Origin of the sequence: Photorhabdus viridis, from assembly GCF_040256935.1 — a bacterium.
GTDB classification, from domain to species: Bacteria; Pseudomonadota; Gammaproteobacteria; order Enterobacterales; family Enterobacteriaceae; genus Photorhabdus; species Photorhabdus viridis.
This window is the reverse complement of record NZ_JBEJZY010000067.1, coordinates 1-14,480: the sequence shown is the minus strand read 5'-3', so window position 1 is coordinate 14,480 and position 14,480 is coordinate 1. Positions and strand designations below refer to the sequence as shown.

At 45.2% G+C, this 14,480-nt stretch carries 9 protein-coding genes and 1 pseudogene; 6 read left to right on the top strand and 4 right to left on the bottom strand.

Features of this window, described 5'->3' with window-relative positions:
* Positions 1 to 91 precede the first annotated feature (91 nt).
* Positions 92 to 1,759, top strand: coding sequence for an energy-dependent translational throttle protein EttA (gene ettA, locus ABR397_RS20850; protein WP_350307387.1), 1,668 nt, complete (start codon positions 92 to 94; stop codon positions 1,757 to 1,759).
* Between the two features lie 38 nt (positions 1,760 to 1,797).
* Here ettA and ABR397_RS20845 read toward each other — a convergent pair whose 3' ends face one another.
* The 4 genes from ABR397_RS20845 to serB form a co-directional block, all read right to left on the bottom strand.
* Positions 1,798 to 2,577 (bottom strand): ABC transporter ATP-binding protein, encoded by a 780-nt coding sequence (locus ABR397_RS20845; RefSeq protein WP_350307386.1) that lies wholly within the window; start codon positions 2,575 to 2,577, stop codon positions 1,798 to 1,800.
* Positions 2,578 to 3,210: 633 nt separating this feature from the next.
* Positions 3,211 to 4,458: a multifunctional transcriptional regulator/nicotinamide-nucleotide adenylyltransferase/ribosylnicotinamide kinase NadR gene (gene nadR, locus ABR397_RS20840; protein ID WP_350307385.1), complete on the bottom strand. Its 1,248-nt coding sequence runs from the start codon at positions 4,456 to 4,458 to the stop codon at positions 3,211 to 3,213.
* A 12-nt stretch (positions 4,459 to 4,470) separates the two neighbouring features.
* A complete protein-coding gene (radA, locus tag ABR397_RS20835) occupies positions 4,471 to 5,853 on the bottom strand; it encodes a DNA repair protein RadA (RefSeq protein WP_350307384.1) in 1,383 nt (460 codons plus the stop codon).
* Positions 5,854 to 5,878: 25 nt separating this feature from the next.
* Entirely contained in the window at positions 5,879 to 6,856 is a 978-nt protein-coding gene (gene serB / locus ABR397_RS20830) for a phosphoserine phosphatase (RefSeq protein WP_350307383.1), read from the bottom strand.
* 116 nt (positions 6,857 to 6,972) lie between these two features.
* Between serB and ABR397_RS20825 the strand changes: the two genes are divergently transcribed.
* The 5 genes and pseudogenes from ABR397_RS20825 to tnpA all read left to right on the top strand — a co-directional run bounded on the left by ABR397_RS20825 (position 6,973) and on the right by tnpA (position 14,477).
* The gene (locus tag ABR397_RS20825; protein ID WP_021326500.1) at positions 6,973 to 7,617 is read left to right on the top strand and encodes a YtjB family periplasmic protein; all 645 of its coding nucleotides are present in this window, start codon (positions 6,973 to 6,975) and stop codon (positions 7,615 to 7,617) included.
* A 425-nt stretch (positions 7,618 to 8,042) separates the two neighbouring features.
* Positions 8,043 to 9,707 carry a ShlB/FhaC/HecB family hemolysin secretion/activation protein gene (locus ABR397_RS20820; RefSeq protein WP_350307382.1) on the top strand — a complete coding sequence of 555 codons (1,665 nt, stop codon included), beginning with the start codon at positions 8,043 to 8,045 and terminating at the stop codon, positions 9,705 to 9,707.
* Positions 9,708 to 9,767: 60 nt separating this feature from the next.
* Positions 9,768 to 11,588: pseudogene (locus ABR397_RS25505) on the top strand (two-partner secretion domain-containing protein); the annotation flags it as partial.
* Positions 11,577 to 14,147, top strand: a complete 2,571-nt coding sequence (locus ABR397_RS25500) for a hypothetical protein (RefSeq protein WP_455430663.1) — start codon at positions 11,577 to 11,579, stop codon at positions 14,145 to 14,147. The pseudogene ABR397_RS25505 and the gene ABR397_RS25500, both read left to right, overlap by 12 nt.
* 27 nt (positions 14,148 to 14,174) lie before the next feature.
* On the top strand, positions 14,175 to 14,477 hold the full coding sequence (gene tnpA, locus ABR397_RS20810) for an IS66 family insertion sequence element accessory protein TnpA (RefSeq protein WP_350307380.1): 303 nt from the start codon (positions 14,175 to 14,177) through the stop codon (positions 14,475 to 14,477).
* The last annotated feature ends 3 nt before the right edge of the window (positions 14,478 to 14,480 follow it).

Here is a 14,480-nt window from a genome sequence, read left to right as displayed (position 1 = left end):
ATCAGATACCAACACGCCCTGTTCATGCGATTGACTTCGCCAAACAGGCATTATCATTATAACAATCAGAGATAGCGAGGCTTATAGCAACGTGGCTCAATATGTTTACAGCATGCATCGGGTCGGCAAAATTGTCCCCCCGAAACGTCATATTCTAAAAAATATCTCCCTGAGTTTCTTTCCGGGAGCCAAAATTGGTGTTCTTGGCCTTAATGGCGCGGGTAAATCAACCTTACTGCGGATTATGGCTGGTATTGATAAAGATATCGAAGGCGAAGCCCGCCCACAGCCGGGAATTAAAATTGGCTATCTACCACAGGAGCCAAAATTAAACCTTGAGCACACTGTCCGCGAAGCAGTGGAGGAAGCGGTTAGCGAAGTGAAACACGCGCTGGCCCGTTTGGATGAAGTCTACGCAGCCTATGCTGATCCTGACGCTGATTTTGACAAACTGGCGAAAGAGCAAGGTGAGCTGGAAGCAATTATCCAGTCCCATGATGGTCATAATCTTGATAACCAGCTTGAGCGTGCAGCTGACGCGCTGCGTCTGCCGCCTTGGGATGCAAAAATTGAGCATTTGTCCGGGGGTGAACGCCGTCGTGTAGCAATCTGCCGCTTACTGCTGGAAAAACCAGATATGCTGCTGCTGGATGAACCGACAAACCACCTTGACGCCGAATCCGTCGCCTGGCTGGAGCGCTTCCTGCACAATTACGAAGGTACTGTTGTTGCAATTACGCATGACCGTTACTTCCTTGATAACGTTGCCGGCTGGATTTTGGAGCTTGACCGTGGTGAAGGTATTCCATGGGAAGGTAACTACTCTTCATGGCTGGAGCAGAAAGACGCCCGCCTGGCTCAGGAAGCATCAACAGAAGCCGCCCGCCGTAAATCTATTGAGAAAGAGCTGGAATGGGTTCGCCAAAATCCAAAAGGCCGTCAGGCAAAAGGTAAAGCACGTCTGGCCCGGTTTGAAGAATTAAACAACGTTGAATACCAGAAACGCAACGAAACCAGTGAACTGTTTATCCCACCTGGGCCACGCCTGGGCGACAAAGTTCTGGAAGTGGAAAATCTGACCAAATCCTATGGCGACCGGGTGCTTATCGACAATCTGAACTTCTCTCTACCAAAGGGGGCCATTGTTGGGATTATCGGGCCTAACGGTGCAGGTAAATCCACCTTATTCCGTATGCTTGCTAACCAGGAACAACCTGATTCCGGTACTATCACATTAGGCGAAACCGTCAAACTGGCTTCTGTAGATCAGTTCCGTGACAATATGGATGATAAGAAAACCGTTTGGGAAGAGATTTCCGGCGGTCAGGATATCATGCGTATCGGCAACTTCGAGCTGCCAAGCCGTGCTTATGCTGGCCGTTTCAACTTCAAAGGCGTTGATCAGGGTAAACGTGTCGGTGAACTGTCTGGTGGTGAAAGAGGCCGGCTACATTTGGCTAAGTTGTTGCAAGTTGGCGGTAACATGTTGCTGCTCGATGAACCAACCAACGACCTGGACATTGAAACCTTGCGCGCACTAGAAAACGCCTTATTGGAGTTTCCTGGTTGTGCAATGGTTATTTCCCATGATCGTTGGTTCCTTGACCGTATCGCAACCCACATCATTGATTATCAGGATGAAGGTAAAGTGACTTTCTTTGAAGGTAACTTTAGTGAATACGAAGACTATAAAAAACGGACTCTTGGAGCCGAAGCGCTAGAACCGCATCGCATTAAATATAAGAGAATCAGCAAATAATCATATTGGAAATGGCCTGATAACAGGCCATTTTCCTCTCAATTATTTGCATATAAGTTAGTGGTTTTATTCATTATGCTATGTGTTAGATAAGTATCATGGATAATTTTTCCTTCTTTCAAAGTAATAATACGATCTGCATGCCTAATAAGCCGATTATCTTGTGAAGCTACAACAACTGTTCCTCTTTGGTTATGAGCAATAAAACTTAAGATATCAGTGGCTACCTGACAGTCATAATTATCAAGATGACTGGTTGGCTCATCAGCAAACAAATACCGGGGACTTTTCACAATAGCTCTGGCTATTGCTACCCGTTGTTTTTCATTATCACGTAATTCATTGGGATATATATCTTTCTTGTGTTTCAGACCAACAATATTGAGTGCCTTAGTTGCCCTGGTCATGGCTTCCTGATGGGAGGCTGTGATTCCACATGACAGAGATAATAACAAATTATCCAGGACCGTAAGTTCATTAGATAAATTAATTCTTTGAAAGATAAAACCACAATTCATCAAATGAAATCTATCTAACTCGCTGTTATTCAGTTTACCCAATTCTTTGTCAGCAATTAATATTTTTCCTCTATCGAGACGCAATAATCCGGAAATCGTTGCCAGGAAAGTGCTTTTTCCCGAACTGAGATCCCCAGTAACCAAAGTAAATTCACCTGGAAAAATAGAAAGAGTGATGTCTGAAATCATTTTCTGGCTAGCTTTACTGTTAGAAAAACCATATGAAATATCAATGGCTTCAATCGTAGCAATTTGATTCAAATTCATTATCTCAGCATAATAGTGTAAGAAATCTGGCATTATCAGTAACGCTTGCAGCCAGAGCAATCCGTAAAAATACAGATATTCATCATTATAAGATTACACAAACGAGGGGAAATCATATAAGAAATATCTCAACTAAAAGTATATCAATATTTCTATCAGTGACTATTTCAAATGGCTATCTGTATGCTAAAATTAAAATTTTACTAAACAAGATCAGCCCATTTCTATCAACCACTCATTATCAATAGGCCATTATTGTGTTAGTTCAAACAAAAAAATAACATCAGACAAATAATTTCTTATATATAAAAACACCTTAATATCATAACAATATGTTAAAATTAATATTTAATTTCCATATGACAACAACGCGTCAAACATTAAATCTTTAATAAAAAACCAACCTTATCTTATTCAAGAATAAATCACAAATATGAAAACTTTTATTTGAAAATCAACATGGAAGTATTTAATTATTAATTTTGCTTTTATTCAAGGAATAAATAATCAATATAAGTATCAAAAATATTAATAGCTATTATATATTTTATTACTGATAAGTAATAAAAACATCCAACCACAATATGGATTGTGGTTAGATATACATTGAATATATTTATTAATTTATCATATAAAATATTATATATGAATCTAATTATAAACGATTCAACTAACGTGTTGCTTAGGATTAACAGCTAAAAGCTGCTGAATTAGCTCTATACAGTGCAGAAAACGCAGATCATAATCTGGTGAATTCACATTTACATATTCAATATTGTTGTCTTTCAGCATATCTTCCAACAATTGCTGGAACGCTTTACGATCCTGCTCGCTGCCAAGGCTACGCAAACCATCAGAAACCCAAGGTGTGTTGTTTTCCAATAAAATGACCAAATCAAATCGGTATTCATCAATCAATGCCTGAACAAACGGGTGCTCACGTCCTTCATACCGCTTACAGAATGCCTGAGTAGTCACGAAATCAGTATCGACAAATGCAACTTTATTCGCATATTTTACTGCGAAATCAATATACTGGGCCTGCCCCAACGCAATCTTGTCATAGTCTGAATATTGTAGCGCCATCTCATCACCTCCCAGATGAGAAAAAACATAATCACGACCATATTCCCAGGCACTAGTTGTATTAAAAATATTTGCCAATTTGTTAACCAATGTGGATTTACCACTGGATTCCCCACCGAGAATTGCTACAGTACGCACAAAGAAAGGTTTTACTTCCGTAGGGATATATTCCCAATGACGGAATGGATCTTGACGAATATGCCGGCCACTGATCTTCATAAATGAGCGCTGTGGATCAATAAGAATAGTCTCAATTCCCAATTGCTCTTTATAACGAGGAGCATCCTGAGCTTCACTGGAATAAATATAACTTGGATTAATCCCTTTTTTTGACATAAAGGCTTTCATGCCTTTACTCCACACATCCCAACCATGTGGATATGGTTCAATTCCCTGTTCATCAAAAGAGTGAATATGAATGTTTTTCTGATATTTAAACGTTTGAAGTAACCAGCGCAGACGATCACTGACCGTCGGTTGTTGCGACATGGAACTGCTCATAAACAACGCTTTATCTCTGGGCTCATCATGGCAAAGGATGATATGTAACTCATCCACCTGACTACAAGCCCGTTGAATCAGATAGATATGCCCGGTATGCAATGGATAGAACTTACCGAATATCACCCCAACCGTTTTATTCTGCACAGGATATTGCACCCCCAAATAGTTATGGAGAGATGCCAGTTTTTGCGCGCTGGGACTTTTGATTTTGTCATTAATTAACTGGCTGAGATAACCTTTGGTCATACCGCTTGCATCAGCAACTTGTTGCAACGTACAACCCGTTTGTTTAATCGCTTCTTTAAGGTAGTCAAATTGACCCATATCTCCTCCTGTTTAATCAAGATCTTCCATAACAGATAACGCATCTGACAACTTTTTCACACCAAAAACTTTCATTCCCGGCAGCTCTTTTTTCGGCATATTGGCATAAGGCACTATCGCCCGTTTGAAACCATGTTTAGCCGCTTCTGATATCCTTTCCTGCCCACTGGGTACAGGACGGATTTCACCGGCCAACCCCACCTCGCCAAATACAACCAAATCACGCGGCAGAGGCCGATCGCGAAAACTGGAGACTAAAGAGAGAAGTAAAGCGAGATCCGCGCTGGTTTCCGCGACCTTAACCCCACCAACCACGTTGACAAACACATCCTGATCGGACATTTGCAAGCCGCCGTGACGATGAAGAACCGCTAACAAAATAGCCAACCGGTTTTGCTCCAAACCCACAGCCACCCGCCGTGGATTAGTCATCATTGAATGATCCACCAGCGCTTGAATCTCCACCAGCAGAGGACGGGTTCCCTCCCACACCACCATGACGGAGCTACCCGCAGTGATTTCATCACCACGGCTAAGGAAAATCGCTGATGGATTACTGACTTCGCGCAATCCCTGTTCTGTCATAGCGAACACCCCAAGCTCATTGACAGCGCCAAAACGGTTTTTATGACTGCGTAAAGTACGAAAGCGGGAATCAGCTTCACCGTCAAGCATCACTGAACAGTCAATACAGTGTTCCAACACTTTCGGCCCTGCCAGCGAGCCATCCTTGGTTACATGACCTACCATAACAATGGCGACCCCGCGGGTTTTGGCAAACCGGGTAAGATAAGCGGCGGTTTCTCTGACCTGAGCGACACTCCCCGGAGAAGATTGAATATCCGCCATATGCATCACCTGGATGGAGTCAATCACCATCAGTTTTGGCTGCTCTTGCTCCGCAATCAGACAAATCTGTTCAATACTTGTTTCTGACAGCATATTCAGATTATCAACCGGCAGCCCCAACCGGTGCGCACGCATCGCAACTTGCTGTAATGACTCCTCTCCGGTGACATATAAGGTTTTCATCTGTGCGGACAGCTGACACATCGTCTGCAACAATAAGGTACTTTTCCCTGCGCCAGGGTTCCCTCCAATCAGAATCGCGCTACCGGGAACAACCCCACCGCCAAGAACCCGATCGAACTCTTTGAATCCAGTGGAAAAACGGGGAAGCTCTTCCAGACTAATTTCTGATAATTTCTGAACTCTGCTGACACCAGTATCTCCCGCATAACCACTGAACCTGTCATTACGAGAGGAAGATGCTGCGGCTAAACGTACCTCAGTAATGGTATTCCAGGCATGACATGCACTACATTGCCCCTGCCAGCGCGGATAATCCGCCCCACACTCATTACAGACAAACGCCCGTTTTGCTGCTTTTGCCACTCTGTACTCCCTAAAACAACTTTAATTAACGTTCTTCGTGTTTAAGACCGCCACTTAACACACACAATACTCCCATTAGATCAGCATGACGAATTGTCACTTTCGACTGTGCATAAACTTTCGGTTTAGCATGATAAGCAATACCCAGCCCCGCTTTGCGAATCATTTTCAGGTCATTGGCGCCGTCACCAATAGCGACGGTTTGTTCCAACGGGATATCCAATTTTTTCGCCAGCTTCATCAATGTGGCAGCCTTATATTTAGCATCAACAATTGGCCCGATAACCTTACCAGTTACCTTGCTGTTTTTGACTTCTAATTGGTTTGCTACCGCAGCAACTAAACGTAAATTTTGGCGCAAATGGTCAGCAAAATAGGTAAACCCCCCCGATGCGATTGCGACATGCCAATCAAAAGATTGTAACTTACGCACCAAACTGGTCAGCCCCGGCATAAGCGGCAAATCTTGTGCAACTTGTCGCAAAATATCAGCATCAGCCCCTGCAAGTTGAGCAACTCTCTCCCGCAGGCTATCAGAAAAATCCAGTTCTCCTTGCATTGCCCGTTCGGTAATTTCGGCTACTTTGTCACCTACGCCGGCCAAACGGGCAATTTCATCAATGCATTCAATTTGAATTGCCGTTGAATCCATATCCATCACCAGCAAACCTGGTGAGCGCAACCGTGGGATCTGCCCCAAAGGAACCACATCCAACCGGCACTCATCAGCTAGCCTTTTAATACGCGCAGTCAAACTTCCGGCAATACGTACTACCTGATAATCATCAATACGCCATGAAGAGACAATGACAATAGCAGCGCCAAGCCGGTGCTGAAAATTACTGATACGTTGTTTATCCAGGCCACGACCATATATCAACCAGCCACTGTCACCAGCCCGGTAATCCAATGGCATAGCTTCCTCCCCACTTAACGAAAGCGGTAATCCCGGCCACTTATGGACCTCTTCCGGCAAATAGCGATAAGCTAGGTTATTAGACATTAATCCCTACTCCTGTAATCCCACATGACTCTGGCAGCAAAAAATTGCATTTCAAACTATCCTCCCTATATTGCATCTGGCAACATTGAGTTGACCAACGCCTGGAAGAAATAACTATGACCAAAGCTAAATTAAAATTCCGACTGCATAAAACAGCTATTATATTGATTTGTATTGCTTTATTAGTATTTCTAATGCAGGGCGTTTCTTATTTTAGCCGTTCTCACCAACAGGCCCAGATGGATCAATTTGAGGAATTGGCGAAAACCCTGGCAAAACAAGTCGCATTCAGCTTATCCGATTATATGGAGAGTGGCAGCAAAGATCTTAATAATGAACAGATACTGGCTAATTTGCACTACCTGACCAAAAACAGTCGCATACTTGACGCCAGTGTCTATCTTAACAATGGGACACAGGTTGCTCATAGCGGAGAAAATGTATCAGTGCGGGATCGCTTATCTTTGGATGGTAAAAAAGCCGGTAGCTATTTTAACCACCAGATAGTCGTTCCCATTCCAGGGAAAGAAGAACCAAAAGGTTTTCTGCGCCTGACACTGGACACACACAAACTAGCGACAGAATCCAAACAGGTGGACAACACCACCAACCTGCTCAGGATCATGATCTTACTGGCTCTAGCCATTGGTTTTATTCTGGCGCATAACCTGTTGCAATTAACACCCAGCCGCTGGCAACAGTCGCCTTATTTGTTGACGGCCAACAGCAAATCAAACGAGAAAAACGAGCAAGAAGAATAAATTAAAATATCTGGCTATCCTCTCTCAACCAGTAATAGCTTATTTTTCGGCATATTTGCCGAAAAATAAGCATCCTGCAATGATAATAAAAATAAAATTCCTCACTGATTAATACCAAAAGAAATAATTAATTAAGTTATCTTAACTATAATTACATAATAATAATCCTAGTGACATATGTCACATATCTATCAATAAATAAGATTAAATTGCAAATAATAATGTAACTCATTGATTGATATCATTTTTTACATTATTCATTATTTTTCAATTAAATATAACGTATTGTTTTTATTAAAAATTAAAAGGAGGGTATACGTCTTATCCATATCGATTAAGTAAGTCTTGCATATTGATTATTAAATCAAATTAATGACTAATAGCGCCCCAAAAATTACATGATGTATGCAGGATGCTAAAGAATAATGCAAAAAAAGGTTATTGTTTTTACTAGCTTTCTTATTGTTACTACCAGTGCGAAAGCCGCCGAAATATCAGATCAACAACTTATTCATCAACAGGAGCGCCAGAAAGCCCTGGAGGCCCAATTAGCACCACCACCAGCGGATATTCGTCTGTCTATACCTGAAGAAATAGTACCTTCTGAATTTCCGGTCGATACGCCCTGTTTTCCCATTACACGTGTCGTTCTTGAAGGAACGGAAAATTTTCCTCATTGGTTACCTCTGAAGCGTCTAGCCCAAAAGGGCGAAAATCAATGCCTGGGCACTCAGGGGATTAATGTGTTGATGACCCGGATACAAAACCGGTTAATCAGCCATGGCTATGTCACCAGCAGAGTATTAGCTCCCAATCAGCATCTTAATTCCAAGATATTAAAATTGGTGGTGATACCGGGCAAAATCCGGCATATCCGCTATACCGCCGAAAGCGGAAGTTATATCCAACAGGTAACCACATTTCCCCCCCGTGAAGGAAAACTGCTTGATTTACGGGATATCGAACAGGGATTGGAAAACTTACAACGTTTTTCTACCGTACAAGCCAATATGGAAATTGTGCCGGGTGAACAGCCAGGAGAAAGCGATATTGTGCTGGACTGGCGTCAGTCACGACATTGGCAGTTAGCCGCCTATATGGATGATTCAGGTTCTAAAAGCACCGGGCGCTACCAAGGTGGGTTAACTTTATATCTGCATAACCCACTGGCATCGAGTGACCTGTTTTATATCTCCGGTGGGCGCGATATACACTCCCCCTCTGGCCGCGGCAGCAAAAACTACACCATCCACTACTCATTGCCTGTAGGGTATTGGATGACGGGCATTACTGCCAGTAATTATGATTATAACCAAACAGTAGCAGGGCCACATCACGATTCTAAGTATAGGGGCGAAAGCAAAAACCTGAATTTCCAGCTAAGCCGGGTCTTGCATCGTAACGCCAGCCAAAAAACTTCCTTTTATGGGGAAATTTATCGTCGCACATCCAAGAGTTTCATTAATGACTTTGAAATAGACGTACAGCGACGGGAAACCGCCGGTTGGAAATTGGGGCTATCTCATCGTCACTACATCGGCAGTGCAACACTGGATGCCGGAGTCACTTACCAGCAGGGAACACGCTGGTTTGGCGCTCAACCGGCCCCAGAAGAGGTCCTTAGCGAGGCAACCGCTCTACTTAAAATAACGCAGTTTTCTGCCGCGCTTACCGCGCCATTTACCCTATTTTCTCAGCCATTTTCCTACAAAACCCAATACATGCGTCAAATCAGCGCCAGACAGTTGACGCCACAGGATCAATTTTCGATTGGCAATCGCTGGACTGTACGCGGATTTGACGGAGAACGAACACTGAATGCAGATCGTGGCTGGTACAGCCGTAACGAGCTGGAATGGCAAACGCCACTGAACGGTCAATCCCTGTATATGGGAATGGATTATGGCGAAATTGGCGGACCGGGGAACGGAAAACAGTTGGGAAAACGCCTGGCTGGTAGCGTCTTGGGCTGGCGAGGCAGTTTGAAAAGCGTGAGTTATGACCTGTTTGCCGGTATTCCCCTATCCAAACCAGATGGCTTTAAAACCTCACCGGTTACAACCGGATTCAATTTGTATTGGCAGTACTAATTCAGAATAACAATGCTGCCAGAGCGTAGCAGATATAAAGCGTGTTAGCGGAGAAAAACAATGAATAAGCACCTGTATCGCATTATCTTTAATAAAGCCCGGAACATGTTGATGGTCGTGGCTGATATTGCTACCTCTGGGCAAGGTAGTACGGTACGCCGCCGCAGCCGTCGACAATCATCACAATGCCTTTGTCGGCTAACAGCGTTAAGGCTAAGTTTGTTGTTGGCAACCGGCTGTATTTCTCTGACCGCACAAGCAGACATTGTGGCTGACCGACAAGCGCCGGGTAATCAACAACCGACTATCCTTAGCAGTGCAAACGGCACGCCGCAAATCAATATTCAAACCCCCAGCGCTGCTGGTGTTTCGCGCAATACCTACAGCCAATTTGATATAGATAAACAAGGCGTCATTCTTAATAACAGTCACAATGCTACACAAACTCAACTGGCTGGTATGGTGGCAGGAAACCCATGGCTCGCCAAAGCGGAAGCTAAAATTATTCTCAATGAAGTCAACAGCCTCAATGCAAGTCAGCTCAATGGCTGGATTGAGGTTGCCGGACAAAAAGCAGAAATTATCATTGCCAACCCAGCAGGTATCACTTGCAATGGTTGCGGATTTATCAACGCCTATCGCACAACACTCACCACTGGACAAGCGATGATGGAACAAGGCCGAATAAAAGGCTTTGAAATCAGCCGAGGGGAAGTACGTATTGAAGATCTGGGCATGGACAGCTCACAACAAAATTACACGGAAATTATTGCCCGCTCGGTGGCAATCAACGGCAAGCTACATGCTCAGGATCTGAAAGTCACTACCGGGCGTAATATCGTTGACGCAGCACACAAGAACATTGAGAAAAAATCTGCTGATGACAACGATCGCCCGAAGTTTACGCTGGACGTAGCGGCACTGGGTGGAATGTATGCTAATAAAATCACGCTGGTTGGAACTGAGGCTGGCGTGGGCGTACGTAACGCCGGTAACATCGGGACAACAGCCGGCGAAATACGCGTTACGACCGATGGACGAATTGAGAACAGCGGCACATTCAACAGCAATGGCGCTCTGAAACTAACCAATACCTCAGATTTAGAAAACCGGGGCAAACTCCTGTCACAATCCACTGTCACCTTAAAATCCGGGGGACAACTGCAAAACAGCGGCACGATCGAGGCACGGGGCAATACCACAATAACAGCAAGCACAATACAAAGTGGCAATGGCAGTATTCTGGCAGCCGGTATTGATGATAAAGGGAAAGCCACGCTACCCGGCTCGCTGACACTGAGCGCTAAACAGCAAATTCAAGCCAATGGACAAAATCTGGCAACCAATACCTTGGAAGTACAGAGTAAAAAGATTGATCTCAGCGGCAGCAAAACCTCTGCCAACGACATTCAACTCACTGCCAGTCAAAACGAGATTAGCACCTCCAATGCCACAGTTACCGCTGACCACTTTACGGCTAAAACACCAGGCCAGTTTAACAATGATGGCGGTAAACTGGCGGCACGGGAAATTAACTTAACCACACCAGATTTATCTAACAATCAGGGGAAAATTAATCAGACCGGTAAAGGCGACTTGGTACTCAACACCCAAAAATTAAACAACAGCGGCGGCACCCTTTTCAATGAAGGGAAACAACTGACGATCACAACAGCAAATCTGAATAACCATCAAGGACAATTACTTGCTCAACGGATAGACATTCAGACAAAAGGACATAAATTCATCAATACTGCTGGGAAGGTTATTGCCCAGGAAAAACTGACCCTAAACAGCGGCGAACTAGACAACACGGCGGGTCTGTTACAATCCGACAGTGACATGATAGTGAATACGCACGGACAAAAGCTGACTAACGCTAACGGTGACAACGAAAAAGGCATACTCAGTAAAGGCAAACTGGAACTCTATACAGGTGATATCAACAACACTGCCGGCATCATTTCTGCTAAAGGAAAAACCACTCTTAACGCTGATGACGTTGATAACACAGATGGTCAATTATTATCACAACAGATGGCTGAACTGACCACACGGGCCCTGAACAATACCCGTGGGCAGATACAATCAGAATCAACCCTATCACTGGACACTCAAAATCAACTCCTGACAAATATCGATAGCGGTAAGACTGGCGGCATCATTGCTAAAGATTCATTACGGATTTCCAGCGGTAAACTGAATAATGATGCTGGCCTTATCCAGGGTCATGACATCAACATTGATACCCATCAACAAACGCTGAACAACCAAAGTGGCGCCATAGCCAGTAAGAAAAACCTGCAACTCGACAGTGGAGAACTTAACAGCACCAGCGGGAAGATAAAATCTGATGGCGATATGACGCTGAACACCCACGGGAAAAAGCTGACCACTGCCCAAAGTAGCGACACGGGTGGCGTGACCAGTGAAGGAATACTGACCTTAATCACAGGTGAAATTGACAACCAAGATGGCTCGATTATTGGTACAGGAATAACAACCGTCACTGGTGGTGAATTGCACAACCAGCGAGGTAAATTTGCCAGCAAAACCGGCGACCTGACCTTAACCGTAAACAAAACCGACAACAGCGGCGGATTAATGCAATCTGCTGGCGACCTGACATTGGATACGCAAGGTGGACTGCTGATCAACACCAACAGCGGTAAAGGCCGGGGTATAATCAGCACAGGCAGCATGACGCTGACCACTCAAGGCGTCAACAATGATACGGGTCTGATCCATGCGGGCAAAAACCTGATCCTTGATGGGCAGAAAGGAACCATAACTAACCGTAACAGTCAGCTTGGGCAAGGCATACTAAGCTCAGAGAACTTAACTCTAACCGCAGGTGCCATCGATAATTATCAAGGAACCGTGGCAGCTGATCAGCAACTCAAAGTGACATCTGGAACCGTTGACAACACCGGTGGCTTGTTGAAATCCGGCGCTACCCTTTCACTCAACACCCAGGGTCAGAAGCTGACTAACGCCCAGAGCGGAGAAAAACGCGGCATCCGCAGCGGCAGTGATCTGACTCTGGAAGCCGGTGAAATCGATAACACCGCTGGCGTGATAAATTCACAAGGCGAAACCACACTGAGCAGCCACAATCTCAACAACACCGACGGTAAAATCCTCTCGCAGGGGAAAGCAGATCTGACAACACAAGCAGTCAACAACCAACGCGGACGGATACAATCCGCAGCCAGTCTGGATCTGGATACCCAGCAGCAGGAGCTGGTCAACACTGACAGCGGTAAAAACGGTGGGATAATAGCGAAAAATGCCTTGGAATTGACGACCGGTAAACTGATCAATGACCGTGGATCTATCCGTGGCGACCAAACCCACATTAACACCCATCAGCAAGCGCTAAACAACTTAGCCGGCACCATCGCCAGTAAGAAAAACCTGCAACTTAACAGCGGCGAGTTAAACAGTACCGGTGGCCGGATAGAATCTGCCGGCGATATGACGCTGGACACGCATGGAGAAAAACTGACCACGGCAAAAAGCGGGAAAAGCGGGGGCGTTGTCAGTAAAGGCACACTCACCCTGACCACCGGCGAAATCGACAACCGTGATGGAACCATTACTGGTACAGGAACAACAACCGTCACTGGCGGTGAACTGAAAAATCAGGGCGGAACACTCGTCAGCAAAAAAGGTGCGCTGACATTAACCGTAAACGAAACTAACAACAGTGGTGGCCTGCTGCAATCTGCCGGTGACCTGACACTGGATGCGCAAGGCAGACTGCTGACTAACATCAACAGCGGTAAAAACGGCGGCATACGCAGTACAGGCAATGTGAACCTGACCGCACAAGGCATCAATAATGAAGCGGGCCTGATCCATGCAGATAAAAACCTGATCCTGGATGGGCTAGAGGGCAAAATAACCAACAGCAACAGTCAACCTGAACAGGGGATCTCAAGCCTGGGAACCCTGACCATGACCGCAGGCGTCATTGATAACCATCAGGGGATCGTAGCCGCTAATCAACAACTCAAAGTGACATCATCAGGAACAGTCGATAACACCGGCGGTACAATGGTCAGTCAGCATCAGCAACTGACATTGAAAACCGGTGAAATGGACAACACCGGCGGCTTGTTGAAATCCGGCGCCACCCTTTCACTCAACACCCAGGGCCAGAAGCTGACTAACGCCCAGAGCGGAGAAAAACGCGGCATCCGCAGCGGCAGTGATCTGACTCTGGAAGCCGGTGAAATCGATAACACCGCTGGCGTGATAAATTCACAAGGCGAAACCACACTGACCAGCCACAATCTCAACAACACCGACGGTAAAATCCTCTCGCAGGGGAAAGCAGATCTGACAATACAAGCAGTCAACAACCAACGCGGACGGATACAATGTAAACGTCCGGTGAACTCACCTTGCTCCTCTCATTCGGTTCATGCACGCTAGGTTTTTGTCTTAACCTTGTGAGGAACCATGAGCCGTAGCCGATATACCCCGGAACAAAAACAACACCATGTGACCCAATGGCGCCACAGTGACCTGACCCGAAAACAGTATTGCGAACAGCATCAGCTGAGTTTTTCCTCTTTCCGTGACTGGATTGCCGACAGTAACAAAATACCCCAACCTCTCAGCCAGACACTGCCCGCCATCTTGCCGGTTTCACTCCAGCCTGACGACGCGCACACCGTCACCCTGCATACCCCAGACGGGTATGCCATCGCCTGTCCATTGACGCTGTTGCCTGACGTGATGCGGGTACTGGCCCGATGCTGAAAC